Source organism: Sphingobium sp. WCS2017Hpa-17, from assembly GCF_031843765.1.
GTDB lineage: Bacteria > Pseudomonadota > Alphaproteobacteria > Sphingomonadales > Sphingomonadaceae > Sphingobium.
This window is the reverse complement of sequence record NZ_JAVTIV010000025.1, coordinates 1-22597: the sequence shown is the minus strand read 5'-3', so window position 1 is coordinate 22597 and position 22597 is coordinate 1. Positions and strand designations below refer to the sequence as shown.

At 62.1% G+C, this 22597-nt stretch carries 20 protein-coding genes; 11 read left to right on the top strand and 9 right to left on the bottom strand.

The features are described from left to right. Positions 1–209: 209 nt before the first annotated feature. On the bottom strand, positions 210–1679 hold the full coding sequence (locus RQH62_RS21730) for a carotenoid oxygenase family protein (RefSeq protein ID WP_311270739.1): 1470 nt from the start codon (positions 1677–1679) through the stop codon (positions 210–212). 102 nt (positions 1680–1781) lie between these two features. Between RQH62_RS21730 and RQH62_RS21725 the strand changes: the two genes are divergently transcribed. The 7 genes from RQH62_RS21725 (at position 1782) to RQH62_RS21695 (ending at position 11265) form a co-directional block, all read left to right on the top strand. Continuing rightward, positions 1782–2246 carry a MarR family transcriptional regulator gene (locus RQH62_RS21725; protein ID WP_311270738.1) on the top strand — a complete coding sequence of 155 codons (465 nt, stop codon included), beginning with the start codon at positions 1782–1784 and terminating at the stop codon, positions 2244–2246. Between the two features lie 274 nt (positions 2247–2520). Beyond that, the gene (locus RQH62_RS21720; RefSeq protein ID WP_311270737.1) at positions 2521–5028 is read left to right on the top strand and encodes a TonB-dependent receptor domain-containing protein; all 2508 of its coding nucleotides are present in this window, start codon (positions 2521–2523) and stop codon (positions 5026–5028) included. Positions 5029–5092: 64 nt separating this feature from the next. Then, on the top strand, positions 5093–5860 hold the full coding sequence (locus RQH62_RS21715; RefSeq protein ID WP_311270736.1) for a glutathione S-transferase family protein: 768 nt from the start codon (positions 5093–5095) through the stop codon (positions 5858–5860). Next, positions 5857–6606, top strand: a complete 750-nt coding sequence (locus tag RQH62_RS21710) for a glutathione S-transferase family protein (protein ID WP_311270735.1) — start codon at positions 5857–5859, stop codon at positions 6604–6606. The genes RQH62_RS21715 and RQH62_RS21710 overlap by 4 nt, the downstream gene beginning before the upstream one ends. Before the next feature lie 4 nt (positions 6607–6610). Further along, the gene (locus RQH62_RS21705) at positions 6611–8173 is read left to right on the top strand and encodes an AMP-binding protein (RefSeq protein ID WP_311270734.1); all 1563 of its coding nucleotides are present in this window, start codon (positions 6611–6613) and stop codon (positions 8171–8173) included. 100 nt (positions 8174–8273) lie between these two features. Continuing rightward, positions 8274–10403, top strand: coding sequence for a PQQ-dependent dehydrogenase, methanol/ethanol family (locus RQH62_RS21700; protein WP_311270733.1), 2130 nt, complete (start codon positions 8274–8276; stop codon positions 10401–10403). Then, complete coding sequence (locus RQH62_RS21695) at positions 10393–11265, top strand: amidohydrolase family protein (protein ID WP_120252656.1); 873 nt, start codon at positions 10393–10395, stop codon at positions 11263–11265. The genes RQH62_RS21700 and RQH62_RS21695 overlap by 11 nt, the downstream gene beginning before the upstream one ends. Before the next feature lie 316 nt (positions 11266–11581). Here the strand turns inward: RQH62_RS21695 and RQH62_RS21690 are convergent, their stop codons facing one another. From RQH62_RS21690 to RQH62_RS21680, 3 genes are read right to left on the bottom strand one after another with little or no spacing between them, the layout of a single operon-like run. Next, on the bottom strand, positions 11582–12475 hold the full coding sequence (locus RQH62_RS21690; RefSeq protein WP_311270732.1) for an SDR family NAD(P)-dependent oxidoreductase: 894 nt from the start codon (positions 12473–12475) through the stop codon (positions 11582–11584). Continuing rightward, on the bottom strand, positions 12472–13404 hold the full coding sequence (locus RQH62_RS21685) for an SDR family NAD(P)-dependent oxidoreductase (protein WP_311270731.1): 933 nt from the start codon (positions 13402–13404) through the stop codon (positions 12472–12474). The genes RQH62_RS21690 and RQH62_RS21685 overlap by 4 nt, the downstream gene beginning before the upstream one ends. Positions 13405–13417: 13 nt before the next feature. Continuing rightward, positions 13418–14275, bottom strand: coding sequence for a 3-keto-5-aminohexanoate cleavage protein (locus RQH62_RS21680; RefSeq protein ID WP_311270761.1), 858 nt, complete (start codon positions 14273–14275; stop codon positions 13418–13420). Between the two features lie 137 nt (positions 14276–14412). On the opposite strand from RQH62_RS21680, the gene RQH62_RS21675 reads away from it, so the two are divergent. Next, positions 14413–15249, top strand: coding sequence for a helix-turn-helix transcriptional regulator (locus tag RQH62_RS21675; RefSeq protein ID WP_311270730.1), 837 nt, complete (start codon positions 14413–14415; stop codon positions 15247–15249). Between the two features lie 19 nt (positions 15250–15268). On the opposite strand, the gene RQH62_RS21670 is transcribed toward RQH62_RS21675, so the two are convergent. From RQH62_RS21670 to RQH62_RS21655, 4 genes are all read right to left on the bottom strand, one after another. Further along, positions 15269–15532, bottom strand: a complete 264-nt coding sequence (locus tag RQH62_RS21670; RefSeq protein ID WP_311270729.1) for a hypothetical protein — start codon at positions 15530–15532, stop codon at positions 15269–15271. A 52-nt stretch (positions 15533–15584) separates the two neighbouring features. After that, positions 15585–16256, bottom strand: coding sequence for a DUF4197 domain-containing protein (locus RQH62_RS21665; RefSeq protein WP_311270728.1), 672 nt, complete (start codon positions 16254–16256; stop codon positions 15585–15587). A 160-nt stretch (positions 16257–16416) separates the two neighbouring features. Further along, positions 16417–16839 carry an acyl-CoA thioesterase gene (locus tag RQH62_RS21660; protein WP_311270727.1) on the bottom strand — a complete coding sequence of 141 codons (423 nt, stop codon included), beginning with the start codon at positions 16837–16839 and terminating at the stop codon, positions 16417–16419. After that, complete coding sequence (locus RQH62_RS21655; RefSeq protein WP_311270726.1) at positions 16836–17504, bottom strand: glutathione S-transferase family protein; 669 nt, start codon at positions 17502–17504, stop codon at positions 16836–16838. The genes RQH62_RS21660 and RQH62_RS21655 overlap by 4 nt, the downstream gene beginning before the upstream one ends. Positions 17505–17740: 236 nt before the next feature. On the opposite strand from RQH62_RS21655, the gene RQH62_RS21650 reads away from it, so the two are divergent. The 3 genes from RQH62_RS21650 to RQH62_RS21640 are packed head-to-tail and all read left to right on the top strand — an operon-like array spanning position 17741 to position 20766. Further along, positions 17741–18493 carry a glutathione S-transferase family protein gene (locus RQH62_RS21650; protein WP_311270725.1) on the top strand — a complete coding sequence of 251 codons (753 nt, stop codon included), beginning with the start codon at positions 17741–17743 and terminating at the stop codon, positions 18491–18493. Between the two features lie 3 nt (positions 18494–18496). After that, entirely contained in the window at positions 18497–19318 is an 822-nt protein-coding gene (locus tag RQH62_RS21645; RefSeq protein ID WP_311270724.1) for a glutathione S-transferase family protein, read from the top strand. Positions 19319–19329: 11 nt separating this feature from the next. Then, complete coding sequence (locus tag RQH62_RS21640; protein ID WP_311270723.1) at positions 19330–20766, top strand: aldehyde dehydrogenase family protein; 1437 nt, start codon at positions 19330–19332, stop codon at positions 20764–20766. Between the two features lie 97 nt (positions 20767–20863). Here the strand turns inward: RQH62_RS21640 and RQH62_RS21635 are convergent. Beyond that, on the bottom strand, positions 20864–22597 hold a 1734-nt coding region (locus tag RQH62_RS21635; protein WP_311270722.1), incomplete at its 5' end, for a recombinase family protein.

Here is a 22597-nt window from a genome sequence, read left to right as displayed (position 1 = left end):
CGATTATCTCTATCGCGCGGCGCTCGGACAGGCAGGAGGAACCGACCGCGCCATAATCGGCATTGGAAACGGTGCCAGATCCGATTTCGCCATGTTGCGGCCGGCCTTATGCCCTTCCCAGATGAGCGAAGTGTCGCCCGTTTCCTTCACTTTCTCTAAGGACAGGCAGGGCCTGCGCCAGACTCAGGACAAACAGGTCATGGCGAAAGCTACCCCGCCAGCCCGATCTGCTCCGCGCTCGCCCAATTGCCGTGCAACCCAAAGCGCAACCGGATCGGCACCTGAATCTCCGCGATCGGCCCCTTGGCGATATCCAGCGCATCGAACAGCAGCAGGTCAGTGCGATGCTCATCCAGCCGGTTGCAGACCTGCACGATCCAGCCATCCCCTTCCGGCGCGTCCGGGCTGCGCGGGATGAAGCAGGGTTCCTGCAAAGACGACACAGGCCCGCACCACCAGCGTTGCTCCTCGCCGGTCCGATGGTCGATCAGGCCCAGCATGTTCATCAGCATGCCGGACGGGCTGCCCCCCTTCAACTCCACCGGCTTGGTCGGGTCGATCACCAGCAGCCAGCCATAGCGATAGGGCAGACCCGTCTGCCGATCGTCGATGCGCGGAAATTCGCCCATCATATCGGTCAAGCGCCGCACGCTGGCAAAATCCTCCCCATTGGATGCCATGTCGACCGTCCAGCGGGTCAGGAAGCTTGCGGCCTCCATCGGATTAAACGGCACGCCATGAATGTCGGGGAAGAAGGGGAACATGTTGTTCTTCGCTTCCGGCGTATCGAAATGAATCTTCGTCCCCTCCTGAAACGCGTTCATCACATGGCTGGCGAAGCAATTGTCGCGCTTGAACCACCGAATGTCCGCCGCGCTCGCGTCGGCCCGGCGCGGCAACACGCCCAGATAGACGGGCAATGTCGTATCGAAGCCGAAATGCGGCAGCCCCTGCTTCAGTCGTTCCCAATTGGACGTGCTCGGCACGACATGGAACAGCGCATAATCGGGCGTGATCGCGAAATCGTGCATCATCGCATAATAGGGCAGTTCGAACCAAAGCTCCTGCTTCAGTTCCCCCTCCGGCGACACGACATAATAGGTCATGTCCCGCGTCAGCACCCCCTTAGCCGCATAGCCGAAGGCGATCATGTCGCCGGTCGCGGGATCGATCTTGGGATGGGCGGTGAAGGTCTGGCCGGTCATTGCGCCATCGAACCTTGTATAGCCATCGGTTTCCAGCGTCGCCGGGTCCATCACCAGCGCCGGGCTATCCTCCTTCAGCGCATAGAGTCGTCCGCCATGGATGAAGGCCGTCGTATTGGCGGTGCCGCGAAACTGCCCCTTCACCGACTCGTCATCGGTCAGAGGATTCCGATAGGCCCCGAACAGCGCCCGGCCCGCCTCATGCTCCAGCTTCCATTTGTCCGTCTTCGCCCAGCGCTGGCGCAGATCGACCCGGCCATCCTTGAACCGGAACATCGAAATCATGCCGTCGCCATTGAAGGCGATGTCGTCGCCCAGCAGTGGCGGAAATTGCGGGTCCGGCTGCACCCGGTAGAAAGCCCCGTCCAACTCGGGCGGCACCGCCCCCTTCACGTCCAGATTGGCAATGTCCGCCTCAATCCGCGACGGCGTGTTGAAACCCGTGAAGGACGGTGTGTCCGGAAAATGCGCCACGGCTGATCCTCTCCCTGTTCTGGTTAAGATATTGTATGTGACACTCACATTTTTTCAAGTCGCAGGATTGACGGACCAGGTCTTACTGCGCACACTGTTACTATGAATACCATGAAAGATATCGAGCCGCTCGACCTCTTCCCCGATCCCAGCCTCAGCGGCATTGACGGGCTGGTCGGCTTTCACATCCGACTGGCGAGCGCGGCGGTCTATCAGCATTTTACCGAAACCTTCAGCGACCTCGGCCTCACCCAGAAGCAGGTCGCGGTCCTCTGGCTGATCGAGGATCATCCCGGCATCGCTCAGGCCGATATCGGCCGCCGGCTGAAGATGGACCGGGCCAGCGTCATGGCGATCGTCAATCGCATGCAAGACCGGGGTTTCCTGACCCGCGGCGCATCCGCGCAGGACCGCCGGCGCCAGACATTGAGCCTGACTGAGGGTGGCCGCGACTCGCTGGCCGATGCCCGCGCCTGCATCGCGGAGCATGAGAATTGGCTCAAGGCGCGGTTCAGCCCGGCCGAAACCGCCATGCTGGTGGAACTGCTGCGCCGCGTCTACGTCTGACCCGGCGAAGAACTAAATCCAGGACTTTCGTGGCCTTCCCCTCCCCGCCGCGATCATCCTGTTACTGGTACTACTACCAATAGAGACAACAGCATTATTTGCCCTCTCGCAATAGTGGCAAATATTGCAACAATGTTCGTTGCCGGGGCGATCAGGCTCTTGCAACGGGCAAGATTGTATGTCTTACTAACAATCGACACACAGCATGTCACAAGGCGGGTCACGTCCGGTCAGGGCGGATCTTACAAAGCCGGATTAGGAGAGGGGATTACCCATGCAACACGATCTTCGTGCAATGATGTCGCGCGCCCTGTTGGCGTCAGCCTCCATCCTCGCAATCACCACGCCAGCTTCGGCGCAATCGCAGGCCCAGCCGCCCGCTGCAGCGCCGCAGGCGGCCGAGCAGGAAGCCGCCTCGCAATCGTCCGTCGCCGATATCGTCGTCACCGCCCAGTTCCGCGCCCAGCGCTTGCAGGACACGCCGATCTCCATCACCGCCGTCGGCGCCGCCGAACTAGAGGCCAAGAGCCAGACCAACCTCGCCCAGATGGCCGACGCCGCGCCCAACGTGTCGTTGAAGCCGCAGGGCGCGTCCTTCGGCCCGTCCATCACAGCCTCAATCCGTGGCGTGGGCCAGAACGACTTCAACCCCGCCTATGAACCGGGCGTCGGCATCTATATCGACGATGTCTATTATCCGCAGCTGACCGGCGCGGTGTTCGAACTGCTCGACCTCGACCGCGTCGAAATCCTGCGCGGCCCGCAGGGCACACTGGCTGGCCGCAATGCCGAAGGCGGCGCGATCAAGCTTTATTCCAAGCGTCCCTCGGGCGATGGCGGGGGCTTTGTCGAGGTCAATTACGGTATTCGCAACCGCATCGGCATCCGCGCCGCCGCCGATTTCGGCATCACCGACACGCTGGCCGTCCGCATTTCCGGCGTCGCCAAGCAGCAGGACGGCTTCGTCGACCGCATCGACTATGGCTGCGCCAATCCGGGCAGCGGTATTCCATTCACCCAGCCGGCCGGCGACTGCACCATCAGCAAGCTGGGTGGCGTGGGCTATCAGGCGATCCGCGCCATCGCCTTCTGGGAACCCAGCGACAAGCTGGATGTCACGGTCATCGGCGATTACACGCGGGACGAACATACGATCGCGGGCGAAGTGCTGATCGCGACCAACCCGGTCAATTCCCCCAACACCAATCCGGCACCCGGCGTCGTTTATGACGATCGCTTCATCTGCGGCCGCTATTGCAACTATATCGGCACTGGCCAGCCGGCGGGCACTTGGACTCCGCCCATCCCGGTCGATCCCTATGGCGCCGCCGGCACGCCGCTCGCCGCGACGCAGGGCACCGACCGCAGCCTCTACAAGGGCTGGGGCGTGTCGGGACAGATCAACTATGCCCTGTCCGACGCGTTCAAGCTTACCTCGATCACCGGCTATCGTACCTTCAACACCCAGTTCGATTCCGACGACGATATCTCGCCCGCCAATATCGGTTTCGGCCGCAACTATCTCGAAAACTGGAGCTTCAGCCAGGAAGTCCGATTGAACGCGGAGCTGGGCGAAAATCTCAACGCCACGGTCGGCGGCTATTATTTCAAGCAGAGTTCCACTTACGACTCGCTTCAGGACATTCGCTATGTCCCGGTCTATCCGCTGCAATTTCGTCAGCCTGACCCGACCAAGGCGGAAGCGAAGGCCGCCTTCGCCCATCTGTCCTGGAAACCCGTCGATCGCCTGACGCTGAGCGGCGGCCTGCGCTACACGACGGAAACCAAGGACCAGACCTATTACCGCCTGAACTTCGACGGCACGGTCAATCGCTTCCTCGATCCTGTGGGCGCAGCCTATGGCATCGGCTATTCGGGTGCGGACACGCTCGATTATAATGGCAATGGCAACACGTCCGAAATTGTCACGGCGCTGTCGGGCCTGACCGCCCATTACAGCGCCAAGCGCTGGGACTATCGCGTCGCGGCCGATTATCGCCTGACCGACAGCCTGATGGTCTATGGATCGGTGTCGACCGGCTTCAAGGGCGGCGGCTCCAATCCGCGCCCCTTCACGACGCAGCAGGTCATCGCCTTCCGCCCGGAAAAGCTGACTGCCTATGAAGTCGGCTTCAAGAGCGACTTCTTCAATCGCCGCGTTCGCCTGAACGCTGCGGCCTTCATCAACGACTATACCGATATCCAGATCCCGGTGCTGACCTGCCCCACCGCGCCCTGCGCCGCCCGCCTCAATGCCGGCGACGCGCGGGTCAAGGGGTTCGAGGCGGAACTGTCCGCCTACCCGATCGACGGCCTCGCGATCGACGCATCGATCAGCTATCTGGACTTCAAATATAAGGCGAGCAGCCTCGATCCAGCCGCTGCCTATCCGACCAATCCGGGCGGCGTATCGGCCGACGATCCGCCAGTCTCGCCGCCCTGGAAGTTCAGCCTCGGCGCCCAGTATAAGATCGACCTCGACAAGGCCGGCAGCCTGACCCCGCGCTTCGACGTCACCTATGAAGACAAGAAGTTCGGCGGCGCGGCGGTCATCAACGGCACCCGCATCCTCAACTTCGTGCCCGCCTATACGCTCGCCAACGCGCGGCTGACCTGGCAGAACGCAGACGAGGATCTCGACGTCTCGTTCGAAGTCACCAACCTTTTCGACAAATATTATTATCTCTCCGTCTTCGACCTGCGCGGCGCGGGCGCCGGCGTGCGCAAGGCACGCCCCGGCAATCCGCGCGAGTGGGCCGTGACGGTGAAGAAGAAATTCTAGCCCTCCCCCTCGGTCGGTCGGGCTGCGCACGCCCGGCCGGCTTCTTTTTGGAGACGCATACGGCATGACCGACGTCACACTTTATCATTGGGAACCCAACGCCAATTCGGGAAAGCCCATGCTGGCGCTGTTTGAAAAGGGCGTCGCGTTCGACAGCCATTATCTCGACCTGCTGAATTTCGACCAGCATCGGCCAGACTATCTGGCGGTCAATCCGCTCGGCACCATTCCCGCCATGACCCATGGCAAGCTGGTACTGACCGAATCCACCGCCATCATGGAATATGTCGATGAGGCGTTCGACGGCCCGCGCCTGATGCCCGCCGACCCGGTCGACCAGTGGCGTACCCGCTGGTGGATGAAATTCCTCGACCAGTGGCTCGCCCCCAGCTTCTCGATGATCGGCTGGAGCGTCTTCGTCGGCCCGTCGGTGCGGCAGAAAGACCCGGCCGAACTGGAGGCCGCGATCGACCGCATCCCCATGCCCGAACGGCGCACCGCCTGGCGCAAAGCGATCAACGGCGCTTTCTCCCCGGAGGAAATGACCGAATCGCAGCGCCGTGTAGGCCTCGGCATCGGCTATCTGGAACAGGCGCTGGGGCAGCGGGAATGGCTGGCATCGGACAGCTATGGGCTCGCCGACATCAACGGCTTCAACCTCGCCTATGCCATGCCGCTGTCGCAGCCGCAGCTCTGCAATGACGAACTGACCCCCAATATCATGCGCTGGCTGCGCGCCATCTATGCGCGCCCCGCCACCCGCGCCTGCTGGGCGCTGGGCCGCACCGATCTCGCCCGCCGCATCTCCCTGCTCGAAAGCGAACCCGCATGACCGGCATCCTCTATCATGGCCAGCCCAATGGCCCGTCCTTCACCGTCCTGGCCGCCGCCTTCGAGAAAGGCGTCGATCTCGACCGACGCCCGATCGATCTGGTCGCGGGCGACCGCCACTCGACCGCTCTCCCCCACCCGATCGAGGTGGACCAGTCGATCGAGGGCGAAGGCCCCGTGATGCTGGTGGGTGGCGTGGCGATGACCGACAGCGTCTTCCTCGCCTGCTATCTGGATGAGGTGGGCAGCGGCCCGGCGATCCGCCCGGCCGATCCCTATGCCCGCTGGCAGATGATGGCCTGGTGCCGCCATGTGATCGAGCGCGTCGCCCCCGCCGCCGCCGCACTGGGCAATGCCGCCGCGCCACCGCCGGCCGTCCCTACCGGCATCGCCAGCGCCGACCTCGCCGCCCGCTGGACGCAGGCCGTGGAAGGCAAGGCGGATGCAACGCAACTCGCCGACAGCCGCAACAAGATCGTGCAGGCAGTCGAAAAGATCGAGGCGCAGCTGGCCGATGGGCGCGACTGGCTGATGGGTGATTTTTCCATCGCCGATCTGGAAAGCTTCGCCTGGCTCGCCGGCATGCGGCCACTTATCCCCGAAGCCTTCGTCGCTTCACCACGCATTGACGCATGGGAAGCACGGTTGCGCGCCCGCCCGGCCGTTGTACAGGCATTGGGCCTCGCCACCGTTCCGGAACCCGAAGCCATCTGGGCCATCGGCCCGGAGATCAATCGCTGGGGCTGATGGGATGCGCGCGATCGACTATTTCGACCGGGGCCATGATATCGACCCCGAACGCCCCTGCCTGATCGACGTGGAGAGTGGCGAGACGCTGAGCTTCGCGGCGGTCAGGGCGCTGACGATCCGGATCGCCGCCGCGCTTCATGCGGCGGACTTCCGCAATCAGCAACCGATCGCGCTCTATGGCCCCAACAGCGCGACCATGATGATCGCCCTGCTCGCCATCTGGCGCGCCAATGGCCAGTGGGTGCCGGTCAACACCCGCAACGCCATCGACGCCAATGCCGCCTATCTCGACTATGTCCGCTGCGGCTGGCTCTTCTATCATAGCAGCCAGGCGGAGGATGTCGCGGCGCTCAAAGCGCGCGTCCCCAGCCTGACCCGTTTCGTCTGTCTCGATCGCGCGCATGATGGCGATCCCTCGCTCGACCAGTTCATTGCGAACAGCGAGTTGGACAGCTTGCCGGACTTCTCCGACCCCTTCGGCAAGCCCGACGATGTGGTCGGCCTTTTCCCCACCGGCGGCACCACCGGCCCGTCCAAGGGGGTAGTCGTCACCAATCTGGGCTGGGGCACGATGATCGAGACATTGGCGCAGGCCGTGGACGGAAGAACCGATTCACCTGTCTCACTCGTTGTCGCACCGATCACCCATGCGGCCGGACCAGTGGCGCTCGCCACCTTGTCCTTGGGCGCGACGCAGGTGATCCTGCCCGGCTTCGACGCCGCGGCCGTGCTGGAGACGATCGCCCGCCACCGTGTCACCCATGTCTATATGCCACCGACCGCACTATACAGCCTGCTCGACGCGCCGGAGCTGGCGGGCAGCGATACCTCATCCCTCAAAATCTTCCTGCTGGTCGGCTCGCCCGTCTCGCCGGAGAAATTGCGGCAGGCGGTGGAGATATTCGGCCCCTGCCTCTGTCAAGCCTATGGCCAGGTGGAATCGCCGATGATCGTCACCTGGCTTTCGCCGGAGGATGTCGCAGCAGCGGCAGCCGGCGATCGCCCAGAACGGCTCGCCAGTTGCGGGCGACCGACCCGCTCCGTGCGCGTCGCCATCATGGACGACGACGGCACGCTGTTGCCCGATGGCGAGGCGGGCGAGCTGGTGGTGCGCGGCGTGCTCGTCTCGCGCGAATATTATGCCATGCCCGATGCCACCGCTGAAGTGCGCGCCCATGGCTGGCACCATAGCGGCGACGTCGCCCGGCGCGATGCGGACGGCTATCTCTATATCGTCGATCGCAAGAAGGACATGGTCGTGTCCGGCGGCTTCAACGTCTTCTCCGCGGAGGTGGAGGCCGCCGTCACCGAACTGGCGGCCGTGCGCGAATGCGCCGTCATCGGCATCCCCCATGAAAAATGGGGCGAGGCCGTCCATGCCATTGTCGTCGCCGACAATATCGGTGAGACTGAGATCATCTCCCATGCCAAGGCCCGGCTGGGCGGGGTGAAGGCGCCCAAAAGCGTCGCCTTCGTCCCCGCCATTCCCCGGACCGCCGCCGGAAAGATGGACAAGAAAGCCCTGCGCGCCGCCTATTGGACCGGCGAGCGGATGGTCAATTGAGCGATTTCAGTCAAATGGCACATTTGACGGCTCGGAAATCGCGGCAAACAGAAACGGGTGACAGATGCAAACATCTGCACCGCATAAGGAGAGGAAGAGGATGCGGGTCGCGATTGCGCTGCTGTTGGGAACGAGTCTGGCCCTGTCGGCCTGTGGCAAAGGCACGAGTCAGGAAGCCGCCGCCCCTGCTTCCACCGGCGGCGTGGACGCCGCCCGGATCATCGCGGCCAAGCCCGCCGAATGGCTTTCCACGGGCCGCACCTATGACGAGCAGCGCTTCAGCCCGCTGTCCACGATCAATCAAGAGACGGTCGGCAAGCTGGGCCTCGCCTGGTCCGCGGATATGGATACCAATCGCGGGCAGGAGGCGACCCCGCTCTTCATCGACGGCACCCTCTATGTCTCCACCGCCTGGAGCATGGTGAAAGCCTATGACGCGCGCAGCGGCAAATTACTCTGGTCCTATGATCCGGAAGTGCCTCGCGAGACACTGGTCAAGGCCTGCTGCGACGCGGTCAATCGCGGCGTGGCGGCATGGGGCGACAAGATTTTCGTCGGTACGCTGGACGGCCGGCTGATCGCCATCGACCGCAAGAGCGGCAAGCCGGTCTGGAGCAAGGTCACGCTCGACCAGACGAAAAATTACACCATCACCGGCGCGCCTCGCGTGGTGAACGGCATGGTCGTCATCGGCAATGGCGGCGCGGAATTCGGCGCGCGCGGCTATGTCGCGGCCTATGATGCCGACACAGGCGCGGAGAAATGGAAATTCTACACCGTCCCGGCGCAACCCGGCACGGAGAAGGAAGCGGATTACCTCAAGAAAGCCGCCGCCACATGGTATGGCGAATGGTGGAAACAGGGCGGCGGTGGTACCGTATGGGACGCCATGGCCTATGACCCGGACCTCGACCTTCTCTATATCGGCGTCGGCAATGGCTCGCCGTGGAACCAGGCCTATCGGTCGGAGGGCAAGGGCGACAATCTCTACCTCTCTTCCATCGTCGCGGTCCATGCGAAGACGGGCGAATATGCCTGGCATTATCAGACCACGCCCGGCGATAGCTGGGACTTTACCGCTACTCAGCATATCATGCTCGCCGACATGGAAATGGGCGGCCAGAAAAAGAAAGTGCTCATGCAGGCGCCTAAGAACGGCTTCTTCTATGTGCTGGACCGCACCAACGGCAAACTGCTGTCGGCCAAGAATTTTGTGCCGGTCAACTGGGCCAGCGGTATCGACATGAAGACCGGCCGACCGATCGAAAATCCGGAGGCGCGCTATTACAAGACCGGCAAGCCCTTCATCGGCTCCCCCGGTGCGACCGGCGCGCATAGCTGGCACCCGATGGCTTTCGATCCCAAGAGCCAGACCGTCTTCATCCCCGCTAACCTCGCCGCCTTCCCCTATATCCCGGAAAAGGGATGGAAGGCGAACAAACTGGGCTTCAATGTCGGCGTCGATATCGCGGCGGCCGCTATGCCAGCCGACAAGGCGGTCCGCGACGCCGCAATGAAAGCGACCACCGGCGCACTCATCGCCTGGGATCCGGTCGCGCAGAAGGAAAAGTGGCGCGTCTCCTATAAGGGGCCGTGGAATGGCGGCCTGCTGGCGACCGGCGGCGACTTGGTGTTCCAAGGGACAGCGACCGGCGACTTCAACGCCTACGCCACGGGGGACGGCCGCAAACTCTGGTCCTTCCCGGCGCAGACCGGCATCGTCGCGGCGCCGATCAGCTATGAACTGGACGGGGCGCAATATGTGGCGGTGATGGCCGGTTGGGGCGGCGTATGGGCGCTGGCGCCCGGCATCCTGTCCGACAAGAGCGGTCCCAGCCGCAACATCAGCCGCCTGCTGGTGTTCAAGCTGGACGGCAAGGGCACACTGCCCGCGCCCCCGCCTCATAACGCCATGCCGCTCGACCCGCCGCCCTCCACCGCCAGCGCCGCGGACATAGCGGCTGGTGCCAAGCATTTTGGCCGCTATTGCAGCACTTGCCATGGCGATTCGGCAATCGGCGGCAGCATCGTCCCTGATTTGCGCCGCAGCGCTGCCTTGAACGACAAGTCGACCTGGCAGATGATCGTGCATGACGGCGCGCTCAAGGATAATGGCATGGTCAGCTTCGCGTCGATCTTCTCCCCCAAGGAGATCGAGGATATCCGCGCCTATGTCATCCACCGCGCCAATGAGGACAAGACACTGGAAAGCAAGCCCAATGCCCGTTGATCCGACGAAGGTTCTCGCCATCGACGTCCATGTCCATGCCGAAGTGTCGTGCCATGATCCCGAAGATCCGGTGATGGCCAAATATTTCGATGCGGCCTCGGCCTATTTCAAGGCGGACCGCAAGCGGCCGACCATCCCTGAAACCATCGCTTATTATCGGGCGCAGAATATCGCCTTCTGCCTGTTCACCGTCGATTGCGAAAGCGGTATCGGGGCGAAGCGGATCAGCAATTATGAAGTGGCGGAGCTGGCCGCGAACGATAGTGACATCGTCATCCCCTTCGCCTCGATCGACCCGCGCAAGGGCAAGTTCGGTGCGCGCGAAGCGCGTGATCTGGTGGAGAATTACGGGGTCAAAGGCTTCAAATTCCACGGCATCATGCAGGATTGCCACCCGGCCGACCGGGTCGCCTATCCCATTTACGAAGTGATCGCGGAATATAAGCTGCCCGCCATCTTCCACACCGGCCATTCGGGCATGGGCACGGGAATGCGCGGCGGCGGCGGCGTCCGGCTGAAATATGGCCAGCCGATATTGGTCGATGACGTCGCGGTCGATTTTCCCGACATGAAGATCATCCTGGCCCATCCAAGCTGGCCCTGGACCGACGAGAGCCTTTCGATGGCGCTGCACAAGGATAATGTCTTCATGGACCTGTCCGGCTGGTCACCCAAATATTTCCCGAAACAGGTTATCCAATATGCCAACACCCAGCTGAAGCATAAAATGCTCTTCGGCTCCGACTGGCCGCTCATCCGGCCGGAAAAATGGATCGACGCCGCGCGGGAAGCCGGCTTCCGCGAGGAAGTGCTGCCGCTCATCATGAAGGACAATGCGGTGAAATTGCTGGGGCTGGGGTAAGGCCCTTTCTCATGCCCGAACGTCATGCTGAATTTGTTTCAGCATCCATTCCTCCCAACAGGCAAAAGTGCACGGAGGCACAATGGATCCTGAAACAAGTTCAGGATGACGCTGCGTTGATAAGGCGATCTAGCGCTGTCCTACTGTCGCACTGGTCTCTATAATCCGTTTCCGCGCCTCCCCCGCAGTGGCGAACAACATCATTTCTCACCTTTGTTCTTAAATAACAAAATCAGTGGGAAATGTGCGAAGTTAAGGCCGTTCCTGTAAAAAGCTGGCCGGGCGAACCCCTTTATCCGTCCCGGCCAGAGGCATTTCAACTCTCGATCTTTTCCCGCTTCTCCCCGCCCGGCACGCCATGGGCGACCCGCTTTTCATAATCGCTATCATCCTCGGGCTTGGCGAGCGATGCCATGACCCGCTCATGGATTTCCTCCAGCGTCCCGCGAAATTCGGGATAAGGCAGGATATAGAGCTGGTCCGCCTCCACGCCTTTCAGCACATATTGGGCCAGTATCTCCGGCTCCATGCCGACCGCGATCACCTGCTTCAGATGCGCCATCACATCCGGGTCCGCACCATAATAGCCGGTCTTCTGCAAATGCGCCGGGCGGGTCAGCACCGCTTCATGGATATTGCTGTTGACCGCGCCGGGACACAGCATCGACACGCCGATGCCATGGTCGGCCAGGTCCAGCGCCAGACATTCGGAGAGGCCCCGTATCGCCATCTTCGACGTGCAATAAATGCCCGTCCCTTTGAGCGCTACAAAGGCGGACATGGATGCGGTGTTGACGATGTGGCCGCCCTTGCCCCGCTCGATCATGCGCGGCACGAAGGTCTGGATGCCGTTGATGACCCCCTTCAGATTGACGTCCAGCTGCCAGTCCCAGTCATCATAAGTGGCGTTCTGAAGCGGGCCGAAGATCGACACGCCCGCCGTATTGAACAGCAACTCGACCGGCCCCAGCTTCGCCTCCACTTCGTCGGCGGCGCGCGCATAGGCGGCGCGGTCGGTGATATCCAGCTTCACCGCCATCACATCATGCCCGCGCCCCTCGAACCAGGCCATCGCCTCGTCCAGATGGTCCTGCCGGATGTCGGCGATCGCGACCTTGCACCCGGCCTGCGCAAAGACCTTCGCCTGTCCCAGCGCCACGCCCGATCCGCCACCGGTGATGAAGGCGGTGCGCCCTGCTACCTGCGTCATGCGGCCAGTTCCTTTGCATTGCGGCGGGCCAGCTGGTCGTCGAACACCGGATTACCGAGCAGGAAGCCGATCTCCTTCGCCCGGTCCTGATTGATCGCCTCGTCGGGTATCGACGCCAGAATTGCGTCGAACCGCGTCTTCATGCCGGCACCAAATTCGGGATGGGTCAGGATATAAAGATCGTTGTTCCGGATGCCGGCCAGCACCCGTTCGCCCACCTCGTCGGCACTCATCCACAATGGGGAGACTGGCCGCTGCTCCAGTTCCTCCTCACGCTGGCGATAGCCGCTATCCTCGCGATATGCGGCGGGGCGCAATTCGCCGCTATGAGCGATATGGCTCTGCACCGGGCCGGGCATGAAGGCCGATACGCCGATATTTTCGGCAGCCAGTTCGCCCCGAATCGCTTCGGAAATGCCCAGCACGGCTGCCTTGGCCGCCGTATAGATGGCCGAATAGCTGATCGGGATCAGCGCCGATTGCGACGAGGTGGTGACGATCTGCCCGCCCTCCCCATGTGCCTTGATGCGCGGCAGGATCGTGACGAGGCCATTGATGACCCCGCCCAGATTGACGCCCATGCCCCAGTCCCAATCGTCGAAACGCGCGTCCAGCACCGGCCCCATCACGCCGACGCCGGCATTGCCGACGAGGATATGGATCTTCCCAAAGCGCGCCTCCGCCGCATCGGCCGCGCGGGCAAAAGCCGCGCGATCAGTCACATCCAGTTGCACCGTCTCCACCTGCGCATCCGCACCAAGGTCGGCCTTCGCCTGCGCCAGCGATTCCTCGCGAATGTCGGCGATCACCACATTGGCCCCAGCTCGCACAAGCGCGCGGGCTATGCCCAAACCTATGCCGTTGGCGCCGCCGGTGATGAAGGCCGTCCTGCCATGCACATCGCCCATCGGGCTGGTTGCTGTCGTCATCTGATCCTCTCCCTTATTGTTTCAGGCCCAGCATGGCCCGTGTCTCTCCGGCGGTCGCGATATCGCCGCCGATCCGCTCGACCAGTTCCACGCCCCAGCGGACGAGGTCGGCATTATTTGCGGCCATCTGGCCACGCCGCAGATAGATGGTATCCTCGAAACCCACGCGGATATTGCCGCCCAACAGCGCCGACTGCGCCGCCATCGGGAAGCTGTGACGGCTGACGCCGAAGCCGGTGAACTGCGCGCCGCGCGGTATCTGGTTCTTGGCGTAGAGCATCGCCTCTGGCGTGGCGGGCAGGCCATATTTGGTGCCCAGCACGAAGGTGAAGGGCACATTCTTCGGAATCGCCCCCTTGGCCATCAGATCGTCGGCGAAGACGAAATCGCCCGCCTCGAAACATTCGATTTCCGGCAGCACGCCGGCATCCTGGATCATATGGCCCATTTTCGTGATCATGGGGTCGAGATTGATCGCCACCCCGCCCCACAACTGCATGGTGCAGATATCGAGCGTGCACATATCGGGCTTCAGGTCGAGGATATGCTCCAGCCGCCGCTCGGCGGTGAACATCAAGGTGCCGGGGCCACACACCGCCGGGTCTTCATCGCCCTGCATCCAGGTGCAGCCCGGCCCGGTGGTGACGTTCAGGATGACTTCGTTATTCTTCGCGCGAATGAGGGCCACGACCTCGCGATAATCCTCCAGCGCCTGTGACGGGTCGCCCGTCTCGCGGTTGCGCACATGGACATGGATGATCGACGCGCCGGCCTCGGCCGCTGCCAATGCTTCGGCCGCGACATGGTCCGGGCGGAAGGGGAAATTGGGATGTGACGGCATCGGCGAACTTCCCGTCACCGCGCATGTCACAAATAGCTTGCCAGCCAATATCGCTCTCCTGTCTAGTCTCGGCTATGCTGCCGACCGCAGACCCAAGGGTCTTGCAGAGGAGACGGCCCGCAAGAAGGCCGGTGGATGTCCCATTATTGCGAGTAACTGGATAAGGCATGGCACAAAGGGAAGAATTGTCACGGTTCCTGAAGGCCGCCCGCGCGAAACTGGCGCCGTCGGAAGTCGGCCTACCCCCGGGCGAGCGCCGCCGCACGCGCGGCCTTCGTCGCGAGGAGGTGGCGACGCTCGCGGGGATGAGCGTCACCTGGTACACATGGTTCGAACAGGGGCGTGAGGTGCAACTATCCGCGCCGATGCTGGAACGGCTCAGCCGCACCCTGCGCCTCAATCCCAATGAACGCGAATTTCTCTTCGCTCTGGCGCAGCATCGCCCGCCCCCGCTGGCGCGCCGCCCCGACGAGACGATCCATGCGGGCACTCAGCATCTGATGGATGCGCTGACGATACCCGCGCTGGTGATCGTGGAGGATTGGACCGTGATCGGCTGGAACAGGCTCGTCGGCCGCGCCTTTCGCGATTACAGCCAGATGCCGCGTGAAGAACGCAATCTGTTCCGCATCCTGATGCTGAACCCGCGCTATCGCGCTGATCCGGACAAGTTCCAGGATATGTGCCGCCGCCTGATCGCCCGCTTCAAATGGGATTATAGCCGCACCGCCCAGCCGGAGGTGTTCGAGGGCATCATCGCCGACATGATGGAGCAGTCCGAATTCTTCCAGCGCTACTGGCAGGATTCGGAAATCATGGCGCATTTCGAGGATACGAATATCGCCGACATGCCGGGCGTGGGCGAAATCATGTTCCGCCACACCAGCTATGCGATCGAGGAAGCGCCGGGCCAGCGGTTGCTGCTCTTCGCGCCGCTGGACGATGTCAGCGCAGCGCGGCTTGCCAAGCTGGTGGCGGAAACGGAGGCGCCAGCGCTCGCTTGAGCGCCGGTGCCGGCCGGCATCAGTTCGTCTCGCGCTTCAGCCGCTCGGCCAGTGCGCCGATCTCTTCCGGTTCCAGCAGCCAGGTGCGCGTCTTGCGTCCTTCGCGATGGACAGGCTGGGTCAGCAGGACGCGCGCCTGCGCCTTGGCATGGTCCTTATAGAGGCCAAAATGGACGGCGCAGTCGCGAATCGTGCCAATCAGCGGCGGCTTGCCATCCAGGTCGATCATGGTCGCGGGCTGATCCCAGGGGATGCCGGCGACGCCGGGATATTTCTGTTCCATGGCTTTGCGTCACCATGGTCCGGCGACGAAATCAAGGTCTAAGAATCGGAGACTATCTCAACAGCGCCATCAGAATGGGATCGCGCGTCGCGCCCGGATCGCGGCGAATCTCCGCCTCCTCCCGCCCGATCGCGCGGAAGATCGCGTCGCCAATCTGGCCCGAAACATTGTCGGCCAGCGCTGCATAATCCTTGCCCCCGCTGGCGGAGAGCGCCGCCGACAGCATTTCGAACATGTCGGACCGCAGCGCCCGCGACGCGCCGGGTAGCAACGCCTCCACCACCGATCCGCGTGCCTGCGATGCCAGAAGGTCGGTCGCCGCCGTCGGCCCGCCGCGCAAGACCGACACCGCATCGGCCAGCGTCATGCGCTGCACCGCATCCATCACGATCGGCGTGGCATTGTCAGCCAGATCGACCGCCACATCGTTGAGCGACCGCGCCACCTGATTGCGCACAGCATTGGTGCGCAGCAGGGCGGACAGGACCGCACCCCCCTTCCCGCCGCCCAGATCCGGCGGCACGATCCGGGTCAGTTGATCATCATAAAAGCCGCCCGGTTCCGTCAGCCGGGCAAAGGCGCGCTCGCTCGACAATTGCAGCAAACGCCGCACCGCGTCCTCGACCGTATAGCGCCCCATCGGCGTAGCGCAGGCCGCCAGCGGTAGCAGCGCCAGCGTGGCGATCAGGCTGCGCCTGTCGGAAAGGCCGAATGATTGATCCATGACGCATCTCCCTTTTCGTGGAGGACGCTATGGCCGCGTCAGGCTTGCCGGGCGCTGAACGCAGTGAGACCTACGATATTTCCGTTCGCTTCGAGCGAAGTCGAGAAGCCGCGAGCGCTGCGCAGGCGTTTCTCGACACGCTCGAAACGAAAGACGGTTGTTATTTGACAAACAGCGTCCGCACGGAATCCGGCACATGCTCCGCGCGCAATCCGCCCGGTCGGCTGGCATCCGGCACGGTCCAGACCCGCTTTTCGGTACATTCTACGCACAGCTTGCCGTCCAGCGACAGGCGGTGCGCGACAGTGAAACTGCTGTTGCCGAAGATCGGCGCATCCGCCTCCACCAGCACATCGTCGCCATAGGCGGTCGGCACGAAGAAGCGCGCCGATACGTCCACCATCGGGAAGCCGGCAAAGGGCATGGTCGCCAGCATCTCCCGCTTCTTGGGCAGTCCCGCATGTTCGAACAACAGCATCGTGCTTTCCCCGAAAATATCGAAGTAGCGCGGGGCATGGACGATGCCGGCCGGGTCGCAATGCCCCCATTCGATGCGGACGATCCGCTGGAGGAAAGCACTCACGCGAGAATAGTCTTTCCCTGCCTGGTCGTTTTCTCCGCCATTTCCTCATCGGTCGGCGGCGTGGGGATAAGAAGCCCGCGCTGCACCGCGGGCCGCGCCGAAATCCTGTCGAACCAGCGCTGAAGGTGGGGGAAGCCGCCCATGTCGACGCCGGCCCAGTCATGGCCACGTACCCAGGGGAAGCAGGCGATGTCGGCGATCGAATAGTCGCCGACCAGATAATCGCGGGTCGCCAGTCGCGCATCCATCACGCCGAACAGGCGCTGGCTTTCGCGCACATAACGGTCGATCACCGACGGCAGTTTCTCGTCGAAATAGCGGTTGAAGACGGTCGCCTGCCCCATCATCGGGCCAAGGCCGGACATTTGCCACATCACCCACTGGATGACGCGGCTGCGATCCTGCCCTCCCGCAGGGATGAACCGCCCAAATTTTTCCGCCAGATAGAGCAGGATGGCGCCGGATTCGAAAATGGCGAAGTCGCCGGCATCATGATCCACCAGAGTCGGGATGCGGCCATTGGGATTGAGCGCGACATACCAGTCCTGCTTCTGCACCCGGTTGGTGAGCGAAATCTGCGTGACCTTATAGGGCACGCCCAGTTCCTCCAGCAGAATCGACACCTTCCACCCGTTGGGCGTTTCCGACGTCAGCAGTTCCAGCATCTTTCTCTCCGGCTTTTCTTGTCACCTTTCCAAAGCAAAGCCTTGCCCCCGCCGCAAGACGAGTGGCGGCGCTATCATTGAAACTGACAGGTTGAGCGGCCCGCACCGCCGCCCGCCCTGCCGGGTAGTTTCGCTGATAGTATCGACAGACGACTTGCGGCCCGCCCGAACGCCAGCCAGTTTCATCCCGGAAGGCGCACCAGACGCCAGAACCATAAGGTGAGGATGAACAGCGCATGTTGACGCTCTACAGCTTCGGTCCGGCTGCCAACAGCCTGAAGCCCCTGCTGGCTTTGTATGAAAAGGGGCTGGAATTCACGCCCCGCTTCGTCGATCCGACCCGGTTCGAACATCATGAGGACTGGTTCAAGGCGATCAACCCGCGCGGCCAGGTGCCGGCGCTCGACCATGACGGCCATATCATCACCGAATCGACCGTCATCTGCGAATATCTGGACGATGCCTTTCCCGACGCGATACGGCTGCGCCCGGCCGATCCGGTGCAGATCGCCGAAATGCGGGTCTGGACCAAATGGGTGGACGAATATTTCTGCTGGTGCGTGTCGACCATCGGCTGGGAACGGATGATCGGCCCGATGGCGCGCAAATTGTCCGACGCCGAGTTTGAGGAGAAGTTGAAGCATATCCCGATTCCGGAGCAGCAGGCCAAATGGCGCAGCGCCCGCGCCGGCTTCCCGCAGGCGGTGCTGGACGAGGAAATGCGCAAGATCCGCGTATCGATCGACCGGCTGGAACAGCGGCTGTCGCAAAGCCCCTGGCTGGCGGGGGAGGAGTATACGCTGGCCGATATCTGCAACTTCGCGATCGCGAACGGGATGCAGTTTGGCTATGCCGACATCGTCAACAGGGAGGCGACACCGCATCTGGTCGCGTGGATCGACCAGATCAACGCCCGCCCCGCCGTGCAGGCGATGTTCGCCCGGTCACAGAGCGAAATGTCGCCCCGCCCGGCTGCGACGGCGGCCTGATCCATGGGCTGGCAGGACGAACCGCCCGCCGGGCAGTTGCGCATGTATCATATCCCCGGCTGTCCTTTTTCAGAGCGGATCGAGTTGCTGCTCGATCTGAAGGGGTTGCACGGCATCATGGCCGATCATGAGATCGACATATCGCAGCCCCGCCCCGACTGGCTGCTCGCCAAGACGCGCGGCACCACCGCGCTCCCCGCGCTGGAGCTGGAAAATGGCGAGACGCTGAAGGAAAGCATGGTCATCATGCGCTATTTCGAGGATCGCTTCCGCGATCCGCCGGTGGCGCGGCAAGACCCGTTCGAACATGCGGTCGAGGCGATGCTATGCGCAACCGACGGCCAGTTTACCGGCGCTGGATACCGCATGATACTGAACCGCGATCCGGCCAAACGCGAGGAGCATAAGGCCGAAGTGGACGCCCAATATGCGCGACTGGACGCTTTTCTGCGCCATTATGCGCCGGACGGCGACTATCTGTTCGATCGCTTCGGTTGGGCAGAGGTTGCCTTCACCCCGATGTTCAAGCGGCTCTGGTTCCTCGACTTTTATGAGGCCTATCAGATTCCGCAGCATCTGGCCCGACTGCTGCGCTGGCGCGAGGCTTGCCTGTCTCATCCGGTGGCCGAGCGCCATCATGGTCATCGCGAACTGATGACGCTCTATTATGACTATGCTCAGGGTGGCGGCAACGGACGCCTCCCCGAAGGCCGCACCATCTCCAGCTTCACGCTCGATCCCCCCTGGGACAGCCGCCCCCTGCCGCCGCGCGACAAATGGGGCACGCCCGCCACCGACGCCGAACTCGGCCTTCTTCCCGCATAAGGACATTCATCATGCCCAACACGCAGCAACATTATATCGATGGCCAGTGGGTCGACAGCCAGGGCGGCCGCACCATCGCCGTCATCAATCCCGCGACCGACCAGAGCGCCGCCGACCTGATATTGGGCACCCCCGCCGATGTTGACGCAGCCGTGGTCGCGGCACGCCGGGCTTTCGAGACATTCTCGCTGACCAGTCGCGAGGAGCGCGTTGCGTTACTGGAACGGATCATCGGCGAGTATCAGAAGCGCGTCCCCGATATCGCCCGCGCCATCGCCACCGAAATGGGCTGCCCCATCTCCATCGCCCAGACGGCGCAGGCGGGGTCGGGCCTCGGCCATCTGGGGCAAGCGCTGAACGCGCTCAAAAATTACGAATTTTCCGAGAAGATCGGCGACAACCGCGTCGTGCGCGAGCCGATCGGCGTGGTGGCGCTCATCACGCCCTGGAACTGGCCGATGAACCAGATCGTCGCCAAGGTCGGACCGGCGCTGGCGGCGGGCTGCACAATGATCCTGAAGCCATCCGAAGAAGCGCCCAGCTGCGCCGCCATCTTCGCGGAGATATTGGACGCGGCAGGCGTGCCGGCCGGCGTCTTCAATCTGGTGCAGGGCGATGGCGAGGGTGTCGGCACCGCGCTCGCCAAGCATCCTGATATCGACATGGTCAGCTTCACCGGTTCCACCCGCGCGGGCATCATGGTGGCCAAGAACGCGGCCGACACGGTCAAGCGCGTCGCCCAGGAACTGGGCGGCAAGTCGCCCAACATCATCCTGGAAGGCACGCCGCTCGACAAGGCGCTGCCCGGCGGGGTCGGCGGCGTGCTGCTCAACAGCGGCCAGAGCTGCGTCGCGCCTACCCGGATGCTGGTCCACAAGTCCCAGCATGACGAAGCGGCGGAAAAGGTCGGCGCACTGTTCGCCGCCAAGAAGGTCGGCGATCCGCAGGCGGAGGGCGATCATATCGGCCCGGTCGTCAGCCAGCGGCAATGGGATCGGATTCAGGGCCTGATCCAGACCGGTATCGACGAAGGCGCAACCCTCGTCACCGGCGGCACCGGGCTGCCTGAAGGATTGAGCGAAGGCAGCTATGTCCGGCCCACCGTCTTCGCCAATGTCACGCCGGACATGACGATCGCCAAGGAAGAGATTTTCGGCCCTGTCCTCGTCCTGATGCCCTATGACGATGACGATGACGCGATCCGCATCGCCAACGACACGCCCTATGGCCTGGGCGCCTATGTCGCGGGCGACCCCGCCCATGCGCGCAAGTTCGTCAGCCGCCTGCGCGCCGGTGCGGTGTTCGTCAATGCGGGCGGGCTTGCCTTCGACATGCCATTCGGCGGCTACAAGCAATCGGGCAATGGCCGGGAATTCGGCAAGTTCGGGCTGGAGGAGTTTCTGGAGGTCAAGTCGGTGATCGGCGCGCTGCCCGAAGAGATGGGCTGATAGCCAGCCTGCCGATCGAAGGTGATATAGAGGACAGCGCGCGACAGTCGCCCGCGCTGATCCGCTATCGGGACGATGGCCCCTTCATCACCCGCAGTTATGTGTCGCGCGGGCTTGCGACCGCCTTGGGTGTCATCAGATTGTGAATTGGCTCGCTACGCCCCTCCGTTAAACTCAAGATTCCTGCCAGGTCGCCCGAGAGAGTGGCATCAACTTTGCCGTTAGTTAGGGTAGAAAATATCCTGATATTTTTGATCATCGATCTGATGTCGCGAGAAACACTATCCCGCAATTCCGGATCATCTAACGTAGAAGTAAGATAACGAATTTTATCCCGGTAACGCTCCGCGAAGTTGTGCTTCACCTCTGGCATAATCGGATCGGTCTGGTCTAATGCGTTCTCTAATACGGCTTTTTGTTGCTCTAATTCCGCCAGTCTGGCCTTCATAGATGGCTGATACATGCCGTCTTCGATTGCGCTGAGGATGCCCGAGATTGCTCGATCGAGCTTTGAAAGATCCCGAATGCTCGCGGCCGCTCGCGATTTGCGCTCTTGATCAGCGGTTTCAATTTCACGTCCGAAAGCTTCGACGGCTTCTTTTACGGACGCATCGGAAATCAACCTATAGGATAGACCTTTTAATGCTCGATCTTCAATGAAGCCACGTCGTATTGTCCGATTGTTGGTGCAAGTGCCTCTTCGGTATTTGTTTGGACATCCATAACGATCTTCGACGATGATTGCCATTTGTCTACCACAGACACCGCACTCGATAAGACCTGAGAGAAGGTATCTTGGCCGACGAAAAGTGCGGAATTTGCTTTTGGGAACAGGCGTACCGTCGATGTCCGGGCGAAATTGTCTGCGGACTTCAGCCATTTGACTCCTAACAGCATTCCACAGATCTTCATCGATAATGCGCAATTCAGGCACCTCGATCCTGATCCACTCCGATTCAGGGTTCATCCGCGGAAGCCGCTTACCTGTAGCCGGATTTTTTACGTGGTGCTTTCGATTCCACACCATGATGCCCGCATATAATTCATTGCGGAGGATGCCAGCTTGGCGGTCCGCATGTCCCCGGATCGTCTGATTAGACCATGTCTTGCCCGTCGGCCCGGGTATGCCGTCTCGATTTAGCCCCACAGCGATGGCACGAGGGCTTCGCCCATTCGCGAACTCAGAGAAAATCCTTCTAACAATGGACGCTTCAGTTTCGTTTATCATGCGTTCTCCACGCACGGCATCGCCAGCTGCATCAAATTTTTTGACAACGTCATAACCGTAAGAGACATTCCCGCTCGCCTTCCCTTTTTCGACACGGCCCCGCTGACCACGATGGGTCTTCAGCGCGAGGTCTTTAAGGAACAGGGCATTCATCGTGCCCTTAAGCCCGACATGGAGCTCGGAAATTTCTCCTTCTGACAGGGTGATGAGTTTCACCCCGCAGAATTTAAAGTGCTTGAACATGGTCGCCACGTCGGCTTGGTCCCTTGATACGCGATCCAGAGCCTCGGCGAGAATGACATCAAATCGTCCGGCCTGAGCATCTGCAAGAAGTGATTTAATGCCTGGCCTGAGAATAACCGAAGCCCCGGAGATTGCTGCATCCTGGTAGGCACCCACGATACTCCAGCCGTGTCTTGATGCGTGTTCCCGGCAGATCATAAATTGATCATCTATAGACGCTGCGCTCTGTTGGTGATCGTGTCCCACGAGGTGGTGTAGCTGGGGTCTGAGGTGGTCACCGTGATTTTCGGATAGGTTTGGGTTGCGAAGCTCGAACCTGACGGAAGGAACCACGATGACCGACCCTATGATGCACTTGCG